A 19,634-nucleotide genomic window follows, 5' to 3' on the forward strand; every position below is an offset into this window, starting at 1 on the left:
GGCGGACGTACGTGCAGATCCGGCTACTTGCGGTTGTACAAGCGCATCGTCAGCGTTCCGAAGACCGCCACGAACACCGCCGAGAACAGCAGCACCCACAGCGTCTCGGTGGTCGCGTAGTCGCCGTCCATCAGGTCGCGCACCGCGCTGACCAGGTGCGTGATCGGGTTGACGTCCACGAACGCCTGGAGCCAGCCGGGCATCGTCTTCGGGTCGACGAACACGTTGCTCAGGAATGTCAGCGGGAACAGCACCATCATGCTGACGCCCATGACCGACTTCTCGCTGCGCAGCAGCAGGCCGAACATGGTCCAGATCCACGAGAACGCGAACGAGAAGACCACCAGCAGTGCGATCCCGGCGAGCACGCCGAGCACGCCGCCGTCCGGTCGGAAGCCGAGGATCAGACCGACGGTCATGATCACCGTCGAGGCCAGCACGTAGCGCAGCAGGTCGCCGAGGATCATGCCGACCAGCGCCGCGGGCCGCCAGATCGGCAGCGTCCGGAACCGGTCGAAGACGCCGCGCTCGATGTCGTTGTTGAGCGAGACCCCGGTGTACATCGTGATCATCACGATGCTCTGGACCATGATGCCCGGCAGCACGAACTGGAGGTATTCACTGGTCGATCCGGCGAGCGCGCCGCCGAACAGATACGTGAACATCAGCGTCATCATGATCGGGAACGCGGTCACGTCGAACAACTGCTCGGGCACGTGCTTGATCTTGAGCATGGCCCGCCAGCCGAACGTCACCGACGCCGACAGCGGGCCGGGCCGCGACGGGCGCTCCTTGGCGGCGAACACCGCGGCCAGGTCCTCCGCGACGACCGGCGCGGGGACGTCGACGTCGACGTCCTTGGGGGTGACGACGGTGCTCATGCTGCCGACTCCTTCACGATGTCGTCGTTCTTGCCGGTGGCCTTGCCGTTGCTGCCGGCGCGGCCGTTGCCGCCGCCGTTCCCGTTGCCCGCGCGGACGCCGCCGGTCTGCACCGAGGACTCGGTGAGCGCCAGGAAGACCTCGTCCAGGCTGGGCTGGCCCAGCGAGAAGTCGTCGACGATGATCCCCGCGCGGGCCAGCTCGGCCAGCGCCCGGGCCGCGTCCTCGGCGGCTCCGAGGTCAGTTCCGTGCCCTGGAATCGCCGCGGTCAGCGCCACCGGGTCGGGGTCGAGCTGCACCGACGAGCCGAGTGCGCCGATCAGCACGCGCTCGGCGTGCTCGCGCTGGTCCGCGTCGCGCAGCCGCACGTGGATCGACCCGGCCCCGACCGACGACTTGAGCTGCCCCGGGGTGCCCTCCGCGATGACCTTGCCGTGGTCGATGACCGCGATCCGCGAGGCGAGGCGGTCGGCCTCCTCCAGGTACTGCGTGGTGAGCAGGACCGTCGTGCCCTGGGCGACGACCGCGCGCACGATGTCCCAGACCTGGTTGCGGCTGCGCGGGTCGAGGCCGGTCGTGGGCTCGTCCAGGAACAGCAGGTCGGGGGTGTTGAGGATGCTCGCGGCGATGTCGATGCGGCGCCGCATGCCGCCGGAGTACGTCTTGACCTGGCGGTCCGCCGCGGCGGTCAGGCCGAACACCTCCAGCAACTCGGCGGCCCGCGAGCGCGAGTAGCTCTTGTGGTGGCCGAGCAGGCGGCCCAGCAGGACCAGGTTCTCGGTGCCGGTCAGGTCCTCGTCGACCGACGCGTACTGGCCGGTGAGGCTGACCCGGCTGCGCACCGCGTCCGCCTCGCGGATGACCGACTTGCCGAACACGTACGCCTCGCCGTCGTCCGGGCGCAGCAGCGTCGCCAGCATCTTGACCGCCGTCGTCTTCCCGGCGCCGTTGGGGCCCAGGACGCCGTACACGGTGCCGGCGGGGACCCGCAGGTCGATGCCGTCGACGGCGCGGTTGGTGCCGAAGACTTTCACCAGCCCCTGCGTCTCGATCGCCAGGCCGGGGGAGTGCGTCGTCATGGTGTGTCCTCTTCGGTTTCGGTCGCGTACGGGTCTCGTGCGGGGTGTCGTACGGGCGGTGCGGATGTCGCGCGGGTCTCGTCGGGCCGTTCTCCCGATGACTTGGACCGGGGCCGGGCGGGGAACTCATCGGTCCTCGGTGGACGATTTTTCGGGAATCCGACGGGGCCGCGTGCGGTGCGTGAGGTGCCTGCCGTGCGTGTGGCGAGTGTCGTACGCGTCGGGCCGCGGGTGCCGTCGGCGTAGCCGCGGTCGACATGCGGTCGCAGCTGCGGTCGCGCTGCGCCCGGTGCTCGGTCACGCCGCATACGGTCAGGCCGCACACGGGCGGACGGCGTTCGGTCAGGCGACATAGGGCCTCGCCGCCCGCGCCTCGCGCAGTGCCGTGCCCCACCAGACGAGCTGGTCGAGCAGCGCTTCGGCGGCGGCCTCGGCGTCCCCGTCGGCCGCGCCGACCGGATCGGCGAGGGCCGCGAGGTCGAGCCCGACCACGTCGCGCATCGTGACGGTGTGGAGTTCTGCGAAGACCTGCCGCAGGTGCTCGGCGGCCAACAGTCCCCGTGCCTTGTAACCATAGGAGACGAATCCGACAGGCTTGGCCCGCCACTCGTCGTAGGCGTAGTCGATCGCCTGTTTGAGTGACGCGGGGTAGCTGCGGTTGTACTCGGGCGTGACCACGACGTACGCCTCGGCGTCCCCGACCGCGGACACGAACCCCAGCATGTCGGGATTCGGCCGCTCGGGCAGCCGGGTCGGGAACGCGAAGTCGGCCAGGTCCACGACGGTCGGTTCGAGCACCGCGGTCCGGGCCGCGAGATCCGCGATCCACCGGGCCACCCGGTCGCCGACCCGGCCCTCGCGGGTGCTGCCCACGATCACTGCCACACGCAGCGGCGCGGTGCCGCCCCCGTCCGCGACGACGGCACCGCCGCCCGGGGCGCCTGCGGGGAAGCCGTGCTCCCGGTCGCTCATCGGGCCCTCCTCCCGGTGCCCGCCGACTCGGCACCGCCTCACGTGTGGCAGCGGCTCCATCTGCGCTGCCCTCACCGGTAAGGCGCGAGACGCGGTCCGGCGGTCGCGAGACCGCGTCTGGCGGGACCGCGCCGGGACCGCCGGAACCGCAAGGCCGCACACGCGCGACCGCGAGGCCGTACCGCGCGCGATCGCCGCCAGGTCGCGCGACGGCCCCGGCCCGTGCCGATCTTGCGGGCCGCGCGTGATCCCGGACGCGGGCCCGCACTGATAGCTTTGAGGCTGCACCGAAAGCCACGCGGGAGAGTCCGGACCCGATCCGGACGCCGAAGGAGCAACCCCTCCCCGGAATCTCTCAGGCACCCGTACCGCGCGGCCATGGGCACTCTGGAAAGCAGTCCCGCGCACGACGGCGGGACTCACCGACGGTGAAAGCCCCGGCCGCGGAAGATGCGGTGGCGCGGGTGAAGCTCTCAGGTACCGATGACAGAGGGGGAGGCCGCAAGGCCGCGCGTACCCGCGTGACCTTCTCCGCGTCTTCAGGAGGGCCTCCACCGTGAGCTCGTCGTCGCCTTCGCCCCGACCGTCCGGCCCCGGAAGCCTCGCCGCGCTGGAGGCGGCCGGGCCGTTCACCGGCCGGCACATCGGCCCCGACGCCGACCAGCAGGCCAAGATGCTGGCGCACATCGGATTCGGCTCGTTGGACGAGCTGACCGACACCGCCGTGCCGGGCTCGATCCGCACCCTCGACCGGCTCGACCTGCCCGAGGCGGTGAGCGAGGCGGCCGTGCACGAGCAGTTGCGCGCCCTGGCGTCCCGCAACACGGTGCTGCGCCCGATGATCGGGCTCGGCTACCACGGCACCCACACGCCGCCGGTGATCCTGCGCAACGTGCTGGAGAACCCCGCCTGGTACACCGCGTACACGCCCTACCAGCCGGAGATCTCGCAGGGCCGCCTCGAAGCGCTGCTCAACTTCCAGACCATGGTGTGCGACCTCACCGGGCTCCAGGTCGCGGGTGCGTCGCTGCTCGACGAGGGGACCGCGGCGGCCGAGGCGATGACGTTGGCGCGTCGCGCCGGGCGGTCGAAGAGCAACGTGTTCGTCGTGGACGCGGCCTGCCTGCCGCAGACCATCGCGGTCGTGCGCACGCGCGCCGAGGCGCTGGGCATCGACGTGCTCGTCACGGACACCTCCGACGGGCTTCCCGAGGGCGGGTTCTTCGGCGTCCTGCTGCAATACCCGGGCTCGGACGGCCTGGTGCGCGACCTGACCTCGCTGATCGCGGACGCCCACGCGCGCGGCGCGCTCGCCGCCGTGGCCGCGGACCTGCTGGCGCTGACCCTGCTCACCTCGCCGGGCGCCATGGACGCGGACATCGCGGTCGGCACCACGCAGCGCTTCGGCGTGCCGATGGGCTTCGGCGGGCCGCACGCCGGGTATCTCGCGGTCCGCGAGAAGCTGGCCCGGTCGCTGCCCGGACGCCTGGTCGGCGTGTCCGTCGACGCCGACGGGAACCAGGCGTACCGCCTCGCGCTCCAGACCCGTGAGCAGCACATCCGCCGCGAGAAGGCGACCAGCAACATCTGCACCGCGCAGGTCCTGCTCGCCGTCATGGCCGGGATGTACGCGGTCTACCACGGCCCGGACGGCCTCACCGACATCGCCCGCCGCACCCACCGGTACGCCGCCGTCCTCGCCGCGGGTCTGCGGCACGACGGGGTCGAGGTCGTGCACGCGCACTTCTTCGACACCGTCCTGGCCCGGGTGCCCGGCCGCGCCGACGCGGTCGTGCAGAACGCCCGCGCCGAGGGCGTCAACCTGTACCGCGTCGACGCCGACCACGTGTCGGTGACCTGCGACGAGACCACCACGCGCGCCGATCTGGCGGCGGTGTGGCGGGCGTTCTCGCCGAACGGCGCCTTCTCGTGCACCGGCGACGTCCCGTGCGGCGACGACCACATCGGCTCGCTCGACGCCGAGACCCCCGACGCGCTGCCCGAGGCGCTGCTGCGCACCGACGAGTTCCTGGCCCACCCGGTCTTCCACGCGCACCGCTCGGAGACCGACATGCTGCGCTACCTGCGCCGCCTCGCGGACCAGGACTACGCCCTCGACCGAGGCATGATCCCGCTCGGCTCGTGCACGATGAAGCTCAACGCGACCGCCGAGATGGAGCCCATCACCTGGCCCGAGTTCGCGGACATCCACCCCTTCGCCCCCGCCGACCAGGCGGCCGGCTACCTGGAGCTGATCCACGGCCTGGAGGACGCGCTCGTCGCGGTCACCGGTTACGACAAGGTGTCGATCCAGCCGAACGCCGGCTCGCAGGGTGAGCTGGCCGGGCTGCTCGCGGTCCGCGCGTACCACCGTGCCAACGGCGACACCGGGCGCGACGTGTGCCTGATCCCGTCGTCGGCGCACGGCACCAACGCGGCGAGCGCGGTCATGGCCGGGATGCGCGTGGTCGTGGTCGGCACCGGCGAGAACGGCGACGTCGACCTCGACGACCTGCGCGCCAAGATCGACGCGCACCGGGACGCGCTGGCGGTCCTGATGGTCACCTACCCGTCGACGCACGGTGTGTTCGAGGAGCACATCGGCGACGTGTGCGCGCTGGTCCACGAGGCCGGGGGGCAGGTGTACGTCGACGGCGCGAACCTCAACGCGCTCGTCGGTCTCGCCCGACCAGGCAAGTTCGGCGCCGACGTGTCGCACCTGAACCTGCACAAGACCTTCTGCATCCCGCACGGCGGCGGCGGGCCCGGCGTCGGCCCGGTGGCGGTGCGCGAGCACCTGGCGCCGTACCTGCCGAACCACCCGCTCCAGCCCACCGCGGGCCCGGCGACCGGGGTCGGCCCGATCTCGGCGGCGCCGTGGGGGTCGGCGGCGATCCTGCCCATCTCGTGGGCGTACATCCGGCTCATGGGCCCCGAGGGCCTCAAGCGCGCGACGCAGGTCGCGGTGCTGAGCGCGAACTACATCGCGCGGCGCCTCGCCCCGCACTACCCGGTGCTCTACACCGGCCCCGGCGGCCTGGTCGCGCACGAGTGCATCGTGGACCTGCGCGGCATCACCAAGGCCACCGGGGTGACCGTCGACGACGTGGCCAAGCGGCTGATCGACTACGGCTTCCACGCGCCCACGATGTCGTTCCCGGTGCCCGGCACGCTGATGATCGAGCCGACCGAGAGCGAGAACCTGGCCGAGATCGACCGGTTCTGCGACGCGATGATCGCCATCAAGGCGGAGATCGACCGGGTCGGCTCGGGAGACCTTCCGGCCGACGACAACCCGCTGCGGAACGCCCCGCACACCGCGGCCATGGCGGCCGGGGACGGCTGGGCGCACCCGTACACGCGCGAGGAGGCGGCCTTCCCCGGGACGGTGAAGGCGGCCGGGAAGTACTGGCCGCCGGTGCGGCGCATCGACGGGGCGTACGGCGACCGCAACCTGGTCTGCTCGTGCCCGTCGGTGGAGGCCTACGAGCACTGACCTGACCGCCGGGCGGCGGGGTCCGTGCCCGCGAGCACTGATCCGACCACCGGGCGGCGCGGACCGCGACCGCACGCACATACGCCGGAGGGCGGCCACCGGGCATGGTGGCCGCCCTCCGGCGTTCCCCGGATGGGGACTTCGCGCGGGACACGCGTCCTTGCCGTCGCCTGAGGCCCCTCAGGCGGCGAGACGGACGCGCGGCCGGTGCGGCGCGATCAAGCGCCCGTCCGGCAGGATTTCCCCGGTGTCCTCGAACAGGACCACGCCATTGCACAGCAGACTCCACCCCTGCTCGGGGTGGGCCGCGACAACGTGCGCGGCCTCCCGGTCAGGGCCTTCGGCCGACGGGCATTGCGGTTGGTGCTGGCACATCCTCGTACCTTCTCGATGATCGACGCCATGCGGCGCGTTCGGGCCGGGCGCTTGCCGACCGGCCATGCGGGAGTCGTGCGCGTTCCCATCTCTGTGACACGACCTGACTCGTGTCTGGTCCCATCCTGCGCCTCCCGCGAGGCCCCCGCAGCGAATTACCGACTTCTCACCCGACCGCACCATGCTGTTCACACTGGGAGGGTCATCACGACCACCGGAGGGGTCGTCGGCGCGGGTGACCCGCCGGCCGGTTCGAGGGTGACCCCGATGCGCGCCGCGTCGCCGAGCCCTTCCGCGACGAGCCGTCCGACAGCGTTCTGACCTGCGGATACGTCATCGAGCAGCCCGGCGGACCGGGCGCCCTGGTCGGTCATGAACCAGACCTGCCACACGTGCGCGGGCCCGGGGGCGTGCAAGCCGCTCGCCACTACCAGAGCTTCGTCCCGGGAGCGCGACGTGAGCGCGGTCGCGGTCGCCCCGTCGCCGGTCGCCGTGACCGTGCGCGTGTCGGGGGCGGTGACGATCGCCGCGATGCGGTCGGCCCGGGTTTCGGCCCCCGACTCACCGCTGCGCGCGTCGGCCAGCAGCGCGCCGAGCACGACGACGGCGACGAACATCGCGGCGGCGGCGAGCCACGGGAGGCGGGCGCCGCCGAACCGGGCGGGGCGGGGCGGGGCGGTGCCGGTGCCGGCCGGCGGGGCCTGGCGTACGGTGCCGATCTCCGCGAGCACGCGCGACCGCAGCCGGTCGGGCGGTGGGACGGCGGTGGTCGCGGCGAGGCGCGCGGCCGTCTCGCGCAACTCGCGGACCTCGTCCCGGCAGGCGGGGCACGACTCCAGGTGGCGTTCCACCAGGGCTCGTTCCCCGGCGTCCAGGGCGTCGACGGCGTACGGCCCGGTCAGCGCGTGCGCGTCGTCTCCGTCGCCGGAACCGCGCCGCGCGGGGCCGAGGGGGTGGTTCATGTCGAGGTCACCCCCAGGCAGTCGCGCAAGCGGATAAGGCCGTCCCGCAGGCGCGTCTTGACGGTGCCGAGCGGGACGCCGAGCAGGTCGGCGACCTCACGGTACGTGTAGCCGCCGTAGTAGGCGAGTGTGATGGACTCGCGCTGAAGCTCGGTGAGGGACGCCAGGCAGCGCCGCACCTGCTCCCGCTCCAACCGCGCCTCGACCTCCTCGGCCACCGCGTCGTAGGCCGGCGTGCCCTCGCGGCGGCCGACGCGGTCCTCCCGGTCCGCGGCGGACTGCGCCGAGCGCACCCGGTCCACGGCCCGGCGGTGCGCCATCGTGCACACCCACGCGTTGGCGCTGCCGCGCTCGCGGTCGAAGCGCGAGGCGGTGCGCCAGATCTCGACCAGCACCTCCTGCGCCACCTCCTCCGACTGCGCGGGGTCGCGCATCACGCGCAGGACCACGCCGAGGACCACGGGGGAGACGCGGGCGTACACCTCCTCGAACGCGGCGGTGTCGCCGAGGGCGACGCGGCCCAGCAGGGTCTCCAGCGGTACGTCGGGCACGGGGTCGCCCGCGGCCCGCACGGCTCTCAGTGCCCGCACGGCCGACCTCGACCGACGGTGTCCCGACCGGTGGTGCCTGGACCGGTGGTGCCTGGACCGGTGGTGTCACGACGGGTGGTGCCCGGACTGGTGGTGCCCGGACCGGTGGTGTCCCGACCGGTGGTGCCTGGACGGGTGGTGTCCCGACTGGCGGTGTCTGGACCGGTGGTGTCCCGACCGGTAGTGCTCAGGGGCTCGGACACGGCAACTCCCGCGAGCGGTGGGCGTCCGGTGCGCAGCGTCGATGCCATGGTGCACCCCTTCTCCGGTGGCCGGCGAAGCCGGCGGCCGAGGAGGGCCGGGCGACGGACCGTCAAGGGCGGTGACGGGGGTGCTGTCGTGGACGGTCCGACGCCCGAGCCCTCGCGGACCCGTGTGTGATTCACCGGGAGTTCGCGGCCGGGAGGGGACCGGATTGGTCGGTGGGTCCGGGAGATTTCGGTGCGGGTGCGGGTGCGGGTGCCGTCGCGGTCGGGGGCCGGGCGGGCTGCGTAGCGCGCCGGTCAGGGCTGCGGCGCGGTGGGGGCCAGTCGGCGGCCTCGGCTGCCCAGGAGGTCGGCCAGTTCCTCGGCCGGGTAGGGCCGCAGCGGCTGCACGCCCGGGGGCGCCGGGGCCAGGGGGACCAGGAGGTCCTGCCAGCCGACCAGGTCGGCGAGCCAGAGGGCGACCGTGTAGAGCGCCGGGACGTGCAGCAACCGCAGTTCGTAGTAGCCGCGTTCGATCTGCGGCAGGCTGCGCACGGTGGCCACCGCGGCGTCCGTGCAGGTGGTGAACGGGCCCTGGGTGAAGCGTGCGACGGGGTGGCCGGTGCCGGTGCCCGCGTCGGCGACCTCGACCGCGCCGACGGTGTGCGCGCCGTCGTGCACGAGCCAGCGCCAGCCGACCGGGCGCGCGGTGTCGAGACCGCGGCCCTCGGCGAGGTCGGCGAGGTCGATCTCGAACATGCGGTGCGGGCAGACCGCGTTGAACGGGGCGAGCGCGTCCGCGTCGGGCGAACCGGGGGCGTCGGGCTCGTCGGTGCCGGCGTGCGCGGGCGCCGGCCGCCGATGCGGTGCGTCGAGCACCGCGCGTACCGCCGCCCGGGCGTGCTCGGGTGTTTCGGGCACACGCAGAACCATGAGACCGCCTCATTTCTGATGCAGCGTCCGTTGTCACGCCGCGGGGCGTGGAGCGAGGCTGGGCGTGGATCGAAAAATGCCGCTGTGCCGGTCCGGGCCGGGCGGGTGCTGCGCCGCGCAATGCAGGAACCGACCGTACAAGCCGGTCAGCGCATTGTACTTGAATGAATGCGAAAAGTAACGAACTGAGGACAGATCCTTCCGAATGGTGGCCGCCCGCCACCTGTTTGCGGCGTTTTCGCCGGTCAGGGCCGCGTACGGGGAGCGCAAGGGGCGCACGGGACGTGGAGCGACGCGCGCGGTGCGGGCGACGGCGGGATCCGGCCACCGTGATCCGGCCCAGCCGGACCCAGCCGGGCGCGGTCGGGCCCAGCCGGGCCCAGCCGGGCCCAAACGGGCGCGGTCAGGCCAGGAAGCCCGCGAGTACGTCGTCGAGGCTCGCGAGCCCCGCGATGCCGCCGTCCGGAGCGCGGACCAGCGCGAGATGCGTGCGTCCGGCGCGCATCCGGCCGAGCAGCGCCGACAGCGTCGTCTCCGGGTCCACCGCCAGCAGCGGATACACCGGCACGGCGTCGTCCAGGCCGCGGTCCAGGGTGTCGTGCACGTGGACGTAGCCCTCGACGCCGCCGTCGCGCAGCACCGGGAAGCGCGAGCGGCCGGTCTCGACCGAGGCGCGTTCGAGGGCCCGGCCGGTCACCGGACCGGGCAGCGTGCGGACGTCCGCCCACGGCCGCATGATCTCCTCGGCGGTCCGCGACTGGAACGTCAGCGCCGCGGACAGCCGGTGGTGCCCCCGCTTGTCGAGCAACTCGTGCTCGCGCGACTCGGCCAGCACCGCGGGGAGTTCCTCGACGGTGTAGACGCTGCGCACCTCGTCCACCGGCTCTACGCGCGCCATGCGCAGGAAACCGTTGGCCGCGTGCTGGAACACCCACAACACCGGCGCGGTGACCCGGGAGAACACCCACAGCGGGGGCGTGAGCCACAGCGCGCACTCCTCCGGACCCGCGAGCGCGATGTTCTTCGGCACCATCTCGCCCAGGACCATATGGCAGAACACCACGAAGGCCAGCCCGACGGCGAACGCGAGCGGCCGTACCGCGCCGTGCGGGACCCCCATGGCCTCGAACGGGCCTTCGAGCAGGTGCTCCAGCGCCGGCTCGGCGACCGCGCCGAGGCCCAGCGACGCGACGGTGATGCCGAGTTGCGCGCCCGCGAGCATCACCGACACCTGCTCCATGCCGCGCAGCACGATGCGGGCCCGCCGAGAGCCCTCGGCGGCGCGCGGCGCGATCCGGGTGCGCCGCGCGGAGATCAGCGCGAACTCGGCGCCCACGAAGAAGGCGTTGGCCAGCAGCAGCACGACGGACAGTGCGAGTTGGCCGGTCACCGGGCCTCCCCGGCGCCGCCCAGGTGCGCGATCTCCACCTCGTCCACGCGGTGCCGGTCCATCGCGGCCACCATCAGGCGCCGGTCGCCGACGTCCACCCACTCGCCCACCTGCGGCACGTGTCCGAGGTATGCCAGCACCAGTCCGGCCAGCGTGCTGAAGTCGCCCTCCGGCATCCGCCAGCCGGTGGCCTCCTCGACCTCGTCGGCGCGCAGCAGGCCGGACAGGCGCACGGGCGCGGTGCCCGACGCGGCCCGGGCCGCGGGCGGGGCGTCCGGCTCGTCCGCGGGGTCGTGCTCGTCGGCGAGGTCGCCGACCAGTTCCTCGGCGAGGTCCTCGGCGGTGATGACCCCGGCGGTGCCGCCGTACTCGTCGACCACGACGGCCAGTTGCGTGTGCGCCTCGCGCAGGCGTTCGACGACGTGGTCCAGGTTGAGGGACGTCGGGACGAGCACCGGCGGGCGGGCGATGGAGCGCACCGGAGTGTCCGCCCGACGCCGCGGGGCCACCCGGAAGGCGTCGTGCACCACCGCGACGCCGGTCACCTCGTCCAGGCTCGCGGCGCGCACCGGGAACCGGCTGTGGCCGCTGTCCCGGGCCGCGGCCATCAGGTCGGCCACGGTGGCCGACGCGGGCAGCATGACCACGTCCGTGCGCGGCGTCATCGCCTCCGCCGCCTGCTTGCCGGAGAACCGCAGCGCCCGGTCGAGAACGCGCGCGGTGCCCTGCGGCAGCGCGCCCTCGCGGGCCGAGTGCCGCACGAGCTGAGTCAGTTCCTCGGCCGAGCGGGCGGAGCCCAGTTCCTCCTGTGGCTCGATGCCGAGCCTCCGCACGAAGAAGTTGGCCGAACCGTTGAGGAAGGTGATGACCGGACGGAAAGCCGTGGAGAACGCGGTCTGGAACGGCCCGGCCACCGCGGCGACGCCGTACGGGCGGGCGATCGAGGCGTTCTTGGGCACCAGTTCGCCCAGCACCATCTGCACCGCGGCCGCCACCACGAGCGCGAGGGGCGCCCCGATGTGGCGGGCGGCGGCGTCTCCCACTCCGGGGACGGCGGCGACGACCGGTTCCACGAGCGGCGCGAGCGCGGGTTCGGCGACGTACCCGGCGACCAGCGACGTGATGGTGATGCCCAGTTGCGCGCCGGAGAGTTGGAACGACAGCGTGCGCAGGCCCTTGAGGACGCGCCGCGCGCCGCGGTCACCCGACCGGGCCCGCGCCTCGACCTCGCTGCGCTCCACGGTGATCAGCGAGAACTCGGCGGCGACGAACATGCCGTTCGCCGCGATCAGCAGTACAAGCAGGAGTATCGGCAGCGCGACGTCGATCGGCGGTCTCCTCGGTCGGCCGGGTCGTCCGGGGCGGCCACCCGCCGGCCGGGTCGGCCGCGCCGCCTGGTCGTCCGGGTCGCGCGTCGGAGGTGGCCGGGACGGTCGGGGACGCCGCGGCGGGCCCCGGGGGTGTCCGCTGCGGTCACCGCCCGGTCAGATTACGTCGCAGACCGGACATCCGCCGACGCGCCACGCCACGCCGGACGGGCGTCCCGCCTACGCCGGCACGGTGAACTGGTAGCCCTGCGCCAGCAGCTCGGGGATGAGCTTGCGCAGGAACTCCACGCTCTGCGTACGGTCCCCGCCGCCGTCGTGCATCAGGATGACCGCGTTGGGGCCGAGCTGGCTGTGCACGGTCTGCGTCATCTTGTCGATCCCGGGCTTGCGCCAGTCCAGGGTGTCGACCGACCAGCCGAGCGACCGCATCTCCAGCGACGCCGCGACCTCCTGCACCTGCGCCGACCACATGCCGCCCGGCGCGCGGTACCACGGCACCGGTACGCCCGGCACGGCCTCGCGGATGGCGTCCAGCGTCTGCTGCATCTGCGCGCGCATCTCCTCGGGGGTACGCGTCGGCATCGCCGTGTCGTGGGTCATCGTGTGGTTGCACAGGGTGTGCCCTTGCGCCACGATCTCGCGGATCTGGCCGGGAAGCGCCTTGGCCTGGTTGCCGACAACGCAGAACGTTGCCTTGATGCCGTACTGCTTGAGGATGTCGAGAACCTGCGGGGTGTATGTGTTCCACGGCCCGTCGTCGAACGTCAGCGCCACCCACTTGCCGGGATCGGTCCGGCCCACCTTCGACTGGAGGAACGTCGGCACCTTGGGACCCGGCGTTGCGTCCGGCGTCTGAGCGGTCGGCGGCGTGGTCGGGTCCTCGAACGGCACCTCCCCGCCCGGCGGTTGCCCGGCGTCGTCCTGCGTGGGGCGCGGACCGGCGTGGGTGCGGGCCGGGGTGGTGTCCGCGCTCGCGGTCCACACCAGGAACCCGCACAGGAAGACCGCGAGGAGCACGACTGCGGCCTGGAACGACGCACTGCGCACCGGCACAACGGACACGGCAAACCCCCAGGTGGTACGTGGTAAGGCGCCGAGCCGCCCCCGACACGGCGCACGGGCACGCCGGTGCGCGGAGAAACGCGCCACCGAGGCCGCACACACCCTAGTGATCGCGAAATCAGCCGGGAAGAGGCATCCATGAGTGCGCGTCACGCCTGGCCGGGTGACCCGATGCCAGGGGTGACGCGGCACTTCGCCGTGCGGTTCCCTGAGGATGCGCGGCACCGACTCGACGGGGAGGGACGCCCATGGGGGAGAAGGTCGACCAGATCGAGTTCACCCGCTCCGACCGCCAGCGCTACCGGCACAAGCTGCGCCGGTGCCTCGAAACGCTGGAACGGCTGCTCGGCGAACGCCGGTTCGAGAGCCCGCGCAAGTTGATGGGCGTGGAGATCGAGCTGAATCTCGCGGACCGCGAGGGCATGCCGTGCATGGTGAACGACGAGGTCCTGGACCGCATCGCGAGCCCCGATTTCCAGACAGAACTGGGGCAGTTCAACATCGAGGTGAACATTCCGCCGCACCGGCTCGCCGGGCCGGTGTTCTCCGAACTGGCCGAGGAGTTGCGGACCAGCCTCGACTACGCCGACCGCAAGGCGGGGGAATCCGGGGCTCATATCGTCATGATCGGCATCCTGCCGACCCTGACCGACGCGCACATGGTGCTGGAGAACTTGTCGCACAACCCGCGGTACACGCTGCTCAACGACCAGATCCTGATGGCGCGCGGCGAGGACATCCAGCTCCAGATCGAGGGCGTCGAACGCCTCGTCACCACGTCGTCGAGCATCGCGCCCGAGGCGGCGTGCACGTCCGTGCAACTGCATCTCCAGGTCACCCCGGACAACTTCGCGTCGGCGTGGAACGCGGCGCAGTCGATATCCGGCGTGCAGGTGGCGCTCGGCGCCAACTCGCCCTTCCTCTTCGGCCGCGAACTGTGGCGCGAGACAAGGCCGATCCTCTTCGAGCAGTCGTGTGACACGCGGCCCGAGGAACTGATCGCGCAGGGGGTACGGCCGCTCGCGTGGTTCGGCGAGCGCTGGATCGACTCGGTGGTCGACCTGTTCGCGGAGAACATCCGCTACTTCCCGTCGCTGCTGCCGATCTGCGACGACGAGGACCCGCTGGAGGCGCTGGACCGCGGCGACATCCCGCACCTGCGCGAACTCAAGCTGCACAACGGCACCATCTACCGCTGGAACCGCCCGGTGTACGACGTCGCCCGCGGCAAACCGCACCTGCGCGTGGAGAACCGCGTCCTCCCGGCCGGACCCACCGTGGACGACATCCTTGCCAACGCGGCGTTCTACTACGGCGTCGTGCGGTCCCTCGTGGAGGACGAACTCCCGGTCTGGAAACGGATGTCCTTCGAGCAGGCCGCGGAGAACTTCCACGGCGGCGCCCGGCACGGCATCGACGCCGAGCTGGTCTGGCCGGGTCTCGGGCAGGTGCCGGTCACCGAACTGGTGCTGCGTGAGCTGCTGCCGCGGGCGCACCGGGGCCTCGACGCGTGGGGCATCGACGCGCGTGAGCGCGAGCAGTATCTCGGCATCATCGAGCAGCGCTGCCTGCGCCGCACCAACGGCGCCGCGTGGCAGAGCGCGATGTTCCACCACTGCCGCGACCGCCTCGGCCTCGACCGCCTCGGCGCGCTGCGGGCGATGACCCTGCGGTACGCCGAGCACATGCGCGGCGGCGCACCGGTGCACACCTGGTCGATCGGTTGAGCCTCGGGCCGCGGGGGCCGCACCTCTCTTTGTCCGGGGCCGCCGCGGCCGCGGCTACATTGTCCCCGTGATCACCGAAGAACAGCCCGAGCGGGCCGACCGAGCGCTGCCGCCGCGCCGCAGGATCCTGCGCGACGAGGTCTGGCTCGTCCTCGCGGTGTCGCTGGGCGCGTCCGCGGTCTCGGCGATGATCTCGTTCATCGGCTCGATCACCCGGCCGGGCGGGCTGGCCAACCAGTCCGCGGTGCTCAACCGCTCCGCGGCGCCGGGCCGCCCCTGGCTGGACCTCGCGTGGCAGTTGTTCGACATCGCGACGTCGCTGGTCCCGGTGCTGCTGGTGGCCCACCTGATGATGCGCAACCGCGAGTCGCTGCGGGACCTCGGCGTCGACGCCGGGCAGCGCCTGCTCGACCTCGGACGCGGCGCCCTGGTCGCGGCCGCGATCGGCGGCACCGGCCTCGCCCTCTACCTCGGCGCCCGCGCGTCCGGCGCGAACCTCACAGTCGTCCCGACGACCCTCCCGGACGTGTGGTGGCGCATCCCGGTCCTCATCCTCTCGGCGATCGAGAACGCCGCGCTGGAGGAGATCGTCGTCCTCGGCTACCTGATGCACCGGCTCCAGGGCTTCGGCTGGTCGTTCCCCAAGGCCGTGGCCGCCAGCTCCCTGCTGCGCGGCTCGTACCACCTGTACCAGGGCATCGGCGGATTCTTCGGCAACCTCGCCATGGGCGTGATCTTCTGCATGCTCTACAAACGCTGGGGCCGCGTCATGCCTCTGCTCGTCGCCCACGCCTTGATCGACATCGTCGCTTTCGTTGGCTATGTCCTGTTGGCCGGGAAGGTCGGCTGGCTCCCCACGCCCTGACGCGGACGCCCCGGTGGACACGACCTAATCGATGAGGCCGGCGAGGGCGTAGGTGGGGGAGCGGTCGAGGTTGTGGCGGGCTCGGTCGTAGCGACGGGTGGTGCGGCTGTCGGCGTGGCCCAGGAGGTCCTGGACGTCGCGGAGGGAGGCGCCGGCGTCGAGGGCGAGGGTTGCGCAGGCGTGGCGGAGGTCGTGGGGGTGCAGGGTGGCGGCGAGGTGTGGCACGGCGGTCGTGGCGAGGGAGCGCAGGAGGCGCCAGACGGCCTGGCGGTCGAGGGGGCGGCCGGTGGCTGTCGCGACGAGGGGGCCGTCGGTGCGGTCCGCGAGGTAGGCGTCGATCAGCTCGCCCGCGCGCGGCGGGACGACCATGCGCTGCCGTTTGCCGCCCTTGCGGGTCACCGTCAGCACGCGGTGGCCGCGCTCCCAACCCAGGTCCGTCACCTGCGCGTTGCACAACTCGGAGACGCGAAGCCCGCAGAACAGCAGGAGGTTCGCCACCACGGCGGCGCGCGGCGAGTGCTCCTCGGCGGCCGCCAGCAGCCGCCCGGCCTCGTCCTTGGAGAGACCGGTGGACTGGACGTTCTCGCCGACCTTGGGGCGCCGCACGCGCGCGGCCGGGTTGCGGTCCAGCGCGCCTTCGTCGACGGCGTAGGCGTAGAAGCCCGACACCGCCGACAGCCGCCGCACCACCGTGGACGCGGCGGCCCCCTCGCGCACGAGGTGTTCGACGTACGCGTCCACGTGTACGCGCCGCGCCGCCAGCACGTCGAGGCCCACCCCCGCACACCACACGCCGTAGGCGGCGAGGTCACGCGTATAGGCGGCACGGGTGTTGCCGTGGTGCGACAGCAGGAAACCGAGGGCCAGGCGCTGCGCCGTATCGCCTTCGCCGGGCAGCGCGACCGCGCCGGAGACCGCCAATTCGACTCCGGGTGCCGGGGGTTGCTCGGGGACGTGCACGTGCGGGCGGACTCCTCTGGCGGACCGGGAAGCCGGTTCCCGGCGACTGCGGTGGGGAACTGTCGTGGGGGACGGGATGATGGACACCACGCTACCGGTCGCGGACACCGGCAGCGGCGTGTCGGCAGGTGTGTCGGGTACGGCGGTACGGCTCAGTTGGGGGTGGCCCATGGTGGGTGGCGGGATCCGCGAGCGGTTGCGGTTGCGCAGGGAGGTGGCGGCGGCCGACGGCCCCCCGCCCCCGCGTCGCCGCCCGAGCCTGCTCGCGCCCGTGATGCTGATCGCTTTCTTCCTGGTCGTCGTGCTGATGGTGGTCAGGATGGGTGGCGGCGAGGAGAACCGCACCACCTCGACCGGGGATTCGCGCGACGCGGACGCCACCGCGTCCGCCGAGCCGTCCTCGACCCTCCCGCCGACGGCACCGGCCGGCTCGGTCCCGGGCACGGTGCGGTCGCGCGTCGCGCTCGCGGTCTACAAGCAGGCGTCGGCCCGCGGCAAGCCGGTGCTCAGCGCGGACCACGGCACGCGGGTGATGGTGGTCTGCCACACCGCCGGACAGACGCAGTACACCAGCGGCAAGGCCGATCCGACGTGGGCGCGCATCATCGTGAGCGGCAAGGTCGGGTACGCCCACGTCGGCCAACTCGACACGGGCGGGGTCATCATCACGCAGGTGCCGGACTGTTCGGCGGTGGGGTGACGGGTCCGGTCAACTCCACCACAGCGCACGGGCGTTGCCGCCGAGGACCGCGTCGCGCGCGGTTGCCGCGCGGCGCCGCAGGGCCTGTTCGGCCATCGCCACCATGCCCGGGTAGTCCGGGGTGCGGGTCTGCGGGTGGTCCGAGCCCCACAGCAGGCGCTCGTCGCCGAACGCGGCCGCCAGGGTGTCCACGATGTCCGCCGGGTCGGCGGGGGCGTACGACTGGAACAGGTGGGTGCTGATCTTCAGGCGCACGGACGGCAGTTCGGCGAGTGCGAGCACCGGCGCCAGGCCGTCCGCACCGGCGGTGGGGTCGGGGAACCCGGCGTGGTCCAACGCCACGGGCAGCTCCGGGCGTTCGGCCAGCAGCGGGGCGAAGTGCGGGAGGTGCGCGGCGAACGCGGTGAGGACAAGCGTGACGCCCGCGTCAGCCGCGGTGTCCAGGAGGCGGGCGGTGTGCGGGGCGCCGACCCACCCGGGAAGCGGTTGGCCGGGGCCGCCGGAGACCGCGAACAGGCGTACGCCGACCACACCCTGGCGGCCCGTCAGCTCGCCCAGCCGGGCGGGCGCGGCCGGATCCGCGGGGTCGACCGCGACCACCGCCCGGGTGCGCTCGGAGTGCGCGGCGGCGGCGTCGAGTACGTAGCGGCAGTCGTACCCGTACGCCCCCACGCCCTGGACCAGCACGCAGTTGTCGACGCCTGCGGACGCCTGCACGCCGAGGACGTGTTCGGCGGTGGAGGTACCGTCCGACCAGTAGTCGGCGCCGTCGCCCGTGCCGCCGGTACGGGGGTAGCGCGCGGTGTCGGGCGAGACGACGTGGACGTGGGTGTCGACCAAGGTTGTCACCCGGGGGACGGTACTAGGTCGCGTTTCTACATTCCCGCGGGGCCCCCGGGCCGTGGCACGCTTCGACTTTGACGGCCCGCCCAAGTCGCTGCGTTACGACCTTTGCCGCGGGCCTTGACGGCCCTGCCAAGCGAAACGCGGGCCTGACCGCGGGCCGACGCACGCCCTCGCGGGGTCTGCGACACAACGGGGCACCGGCGGTGAGCACTCCCAAGCAGAGCGGACAACCGGACAGCGGCAGAGCCGTGTGATCCGACGGAGGAACACCCGCTATTCCACCGGTTCTTCCTCTTGTTCCTCCTCCCCGGCCGCGCGCTGGACGAAGGCACCCTGGACGTCGGCCGGCTCCTCGTCCTCCTCCTCTTCACCCGCACGCTGCACGGGCGTCGGGTCCGCGGCCGCGGACGCGCCGCCTTCGTCCACCGCTCGCTGAACCGCCGCGGCAGGGGCCGGGGTGGTGTTGTCCGCGGCGGACCGGGCGACCGACGGTCCTGCGTCCGCGCTCGGAGTCGCGGGCGACGGCGCCGACATCACCCGGTCCGCGTTCGCGACCGCTTCGCGCTCGAAGCGGTCCGAGGGGTCGCTGACGCGGATGCCGCCGCTGGTCTGCGTGCCCTCGACCGGACCATTGCGCTGCTGGATCACATGCGTCAGCTCGTGCGCGAGCATCGTCTTGCCCTCGTGCGAGGCCGGGTCGTACTTGTCGCGCTGGAAGACCACGTCGCTGCCGACGGTGTACGCGTGCGCCCCCACGTCCTTCGCCGACTCGTGCGCCTGCCCGTCGGTGTGGATGCGTACGTCGCCGAAGTCCGCGCCCAACCGGGCCTCCATGTCCGTGCGCGTGTCCGTGTCCATCGGCGAACCGCCGGAGCCGACCACGTCGTGCACGCTGGACTTCGGCTCGGGTTCCTGGGCGGCGCGCTGCCGGGTCGGCTCGTCCACCGCCCGTTCCTCCGCGAGCATCGCCCGAACCGCTCTGTTTCCGACCGCGCGTTGGAGGGTGCCCGCACCCGAACGCCCCACCACCTCCGGCCGTCCGGCGGCGGCCGCCTTGAACAGCAGGGCGGTGTGCTCGTGTTCGTGTCGCTCGGGGGTACGCGTCCCCGCCCGGTCCTCGTCGTGGTCGTGCTGCTGTGCGCGCATGGACGGCTCCCGTGGCACTCAACGATCGCTCTACGCAACGACCATCGACCGCGGCCGCGCCCGCCGTCCATACCGCCACCACCCGAGCTGCGGACACCGACACCTGCCCACAAGGGCATCGTCGCGGTGCGGGAGGG

The 19,634-nt window shown here is 72.7% G+C and carries 17 protein-coding genes and 2 riboswitches; of the genes, 4 read left to right on the forward strand and 13 right to left on the reverse strand.

What is annotated here, in order from left to right:
- Window positions 1-23 precede the first annotated feature (23 nt).
- The 3 genes from ACRX5S_RS02530 to ACRX5S_RS02540 all read right to left on the reverse strand — a co-directional run bounded on the left by ACRX5S_RS02530 (window position 24) and on the right by ACRX5S_RS02540 (window position 2,932).
- On the reverse strand, window positions 24-881 hold the full coding sequence (locus tag ACRX5S_RS02530; RefSeq protein WP_436771005.1) for an ABC transporter permease: 858 nt from the start codon (window positions 879-881) through the stop codon (window positions 24-26).
- Window positions 878-1,960 (reverse strand): ATP-binding cassette domain-containing protein, encoded by a 1,083-nt coding sequence (locus tag ACRX5S_RS02535; protein WP_436771006.1) that lies wholly within the window; start codon window positions 1,958-1,960, stop codon window positions 878-880. Before ACRX5S_RS02535 ends, ACRX5S_RS02530 begins: the two co-directional genes overlap by 4 nt.
- Window positions 1,961-2,302: 342 nt before the next feature.
- Entirely contained in the window at window positions 2,303-2,932 is a 630-nt protein-coding gene (locus ACRX5S_RS02540) for an NADPH-dependent FMN reductase (protein WP_436771007.1), read from the reverse strand.
- 289 nt (window positions 2,933-3,221) lie between these two features.
- A riboswitch (glycine riboswitch) is annotated at window positions 3,222-3,313 on the forward strand.
- A 2-nt stretch (window positions 3,314-3,315) separates the two neighbouring features.
- A riboswitch (glycine riboswitch) is annotated at window positions 3,316-3,426 on the forward strand.
- A 116-nt stretch (window positions 3,427-3,542) separates the two neighbouring features.
- On the opposite strand from ACRX5S_RS02540, the gene gcvP reads away from it, so the two are divergent.
- Entirely contained in the window at window positions 3,543-6,428 is a 2,886-nt protein-coding gene (gcvP, locus tag ACRX5S_RS02545) for an aminomethyl-transferring glycine dehydrogenase (RefSeq protein WP_436771148.1), read from the forward strand.
- A 180-nt stretch (window positions 6,429-6,608) separates the two neighbouring features.
- On the opposite strand, the gene ACRX5S_RS02550 is transcribed toward gcvP, so the two are convergent.
- The 7 genes from ACRX5S_RS02550 to ACRX5S_RS02580 form a co-directional block, all read right to left on the reverse strand.
- On the reverse strand, window positions 6,609-6,803 hold the full coding sequence (locus tag ACRX5S_RS02550; protein ID WP_436771008.1) for a DUF5999 family protein: 195 nt from the start codon (window positions 6,801-6,803) through the stop codon (window positions 6,609-6,611).
- Window positions 6,804-6,991: 188 nt separating this feature from the next.
- Window positions 6,992-7,765, reverse strand: coding sequence for an anti-sigma factor (locus ACRX5S_RS02555; RefSeq protein WP_436771009.1), 774 nt, complete (start codon window positions 7,763-7,765; stop codon window positions 6,992-6,994).
- Complete coding sequence (locus ACRX5S_RS02560; protein ID WP_436771010.1) at window positions 7,762-8,355, reverse strand: sigma-70 family RNA polymerase sigma factor; 594 nt, start codon at window positions 8,353-8,355, stop codon at window positions 7,762-7,764. Before ACRX5S_RS02560 ends, ACRX5S_RS02555 begins: the two co-directional genes overlap by 4 nt.
- Before the next feature lie 503 nt (window positions 8,356-8,858).
- Complete coding sequence (locus ACRX5S_RS02565; protein WP_436771011.1) at window positions 8,859-9,473, reverse strand: hypothetical protein; 615 nt, start codon at window positions 9,471-9,473, stop codon at window positions 8,859-8,861.
- A 403-nt stretch (window positions 9,474-9,876) separates the two neighbouring features.
- Window positions 9,877-10,863 (reverse strand): hemolysin family protein, encoded by a 987-nt coding sequence (locus ACRX5S_RS02570; RefSeq protein WP_436771012.1) that lies wholly within the window; start codon window positions 10,861-10,863, stop codon window positions 9,877-9,879.
- Complete coding sequence (locus ACRX5S_RS02575; protein WP_436771149.1) at window positions 10,860-12,191, reverse strand: hemolysin family protein; 1,332 nt, start codon at window positions 12,189-12,191, stop codon at window positions 10,860-10,862. The genes ACRX5S_RS02570 and ACRX5S_RS02575 overlap by 4 nt, the downstream gene beginning before the upstream one ends.
- A gap of 219 nt (window positions 12,192-12,410) precedes the next feature.
- Window positions 12,411-13,253, reverse strand: coding sequence for a polysaccharide deacetylase family protein (locus tag ACRX5S_RS02580; protein ID WP_436771013.1), 843 nt, complete (start codon window positions 13,251-13,253; stop codon window positions 12,411-12,413).
- 248 nt (window positions 13,254-13,501) lie between these two features.
- Between ACRX5S_RS02580 and ACRX5S_RS02585 the strand changes: the two genes are divergently transcribed.
- Complete coding sequence (locus ACRX5S_RS02585; protein WP_436771014.1) at window positions 13,502-14,980, forward strand: glutamate--cysteine ligase; 1,479 nt, start codon at window positions 13,502-13,504, stop codon at window positions 14,978-14,980.
- A gap of 67 nt (window positions 14,981-15,047) precedes the next feature.
- The gene (locus tag ACRX5S_RS02590) at window positions 15,048-15,845 is read left to right on the forward strand and encodes a CPBP family glutamic-type intramembrane protease (protein ID WP_436771015.1); all 798 of its coding nucleotides are present in this window, start codon (window positions 15,048-15,050) and stop codon (window positions 15,843-15,845) included.
- A gap of 24 nt (window positions 15,846-15,869) precedes the next feature.
- On the opposite strand, the gene ACRX5S_RS02595 is transcribed toward ACRX5S_RS02590, so the two are convergent.
- Entirely contained in the window at window positions 15,870-16,805 is a 936-nt protein-coding gene (locus tag ACRX5S_RS02595; RefSeq protein ID WP_436771016.1) for a tyrosine-type recombinase/integrase, read from the reverse strand.
- Window positions 16,806-16,869: 64 nt separating this feature from the next.
- Here ACRX5S_RS02595 and ACRX5S_RS02600 point away from each other — a divergent pair, with 64 nt between their 5' ends.
- Window positions 16,870-17,505: a hypothetical protein gene (locus tag ACRX5S_RS02600; protein ID WP_436771017.1), complete on the forward strand. Its 636-nt coding sequence runs from the start codon at window positions 16,870-16,872 to the stop codon at window positions 17,503-17,505.
- A gap of 9 nt (window positions 17,506-17,514) precedes the next feature.
- On the opposite strand, the gene ACRX5S_RS02605 is transcribed toward ACRX5S_RS02600, so the two are convergent.
- Together ACRX5S_RS02605 and ACRX5S_RS02610 are read right to left on the reverse strand one after the other, a co-directional pair.
- Window positions 17,515-18,354: an amidohydrolase family protein gene (locus tag ACRX5S_RS02605; RefSeq protein WP_436771018.1), complete on the reverse strand. Its 840-nt coding sequence runs from the start codon at window positions 18,352-18,354 to the stop codon at window positions 17,515-17,517.
- A gap of 270 nt (window positions 18,355-18,624) precedes the next feature.
- A complete protein-coding gene (locus ACRX5S_RS02610) occupies window positions 18,625-19,497 on the reverse strand; it encodes an eCIS core domain-containing protein (RefSeq protein ID WP_436771019.1) in 873 nt (290 codons plus the stop codon).
- Between the last annotated feature and the right edge of the window lie 137 nt (window positions 19,498-19,634).

The sequence above is a fragment of the Yinghuangia sp. YIM S09857 genome (genome assembly GCF_051388915.1).
Taxonomy (GTDB): Bacteria; Actinomycetota; Actinomycetes; order Streptomycetales; family Streptomycetaceae; genus Yinghuangia.

Coding starts and splice junctions, on each gene's coding strand:
- ACRX5S_RS02555 (WP_436771009.1), bottom strand. CDS start 7,765: ATGAACCACCCCCTCGGCCCCGCGCGGCGCGGTTCCGGCGACGGAGAC.
- ACRX5S_RS02535 (WP_436771006.1), bottom strand. CDS start 1,960: ATGACGACGCACTCCCCCGGCCTGGCGATCGAGACGCAGGGGCTGGTG.
- ACRX5S_RS02565 (WP_436771011.1), bottom strand. CDS start 9,473: ATGGTTCTGCGTGTGCCCGAAACACCCGAGCACGCCCGGGCGGCGGTA.
- ACRX5S_RS02585 (WP_436771014.1), top strand. CDS start 13,502: ATGGGGGAGAAGGTCGACCAGATCGAGTTCACCCGCTCCGACCGCCAG.
- ACRX5S_RS02540 (WP_436771007.1), bottom strand. CDS start 2,932: ATGAGCGACCGGGAGCACGGCTTCCCCGCAGGCGCCCCGGGCGGCGGT.
- ACRX5S_RS02550 (WP_436771008.1), bottom strand. CDS start 6,803: ATGTGCCAGCACCAACCGCAATGCCCGTCGGCCGAAGGCCCTGACCGG.
- ACRX5S_RS02610 (WP_436771019.1), bottom strand. CDS start 19,497: ATGCGCGCACAGCAGCACGACCACGACGAGGACCGGGCGGGGACGCGT.
- ACRX5S_RS02530 (WP_436771005.1), bottom strand. CDS start 881: ATGAGCACCGTCGTCACCCCCAAGGACGTCGACGTCGACGTCCCCGCG.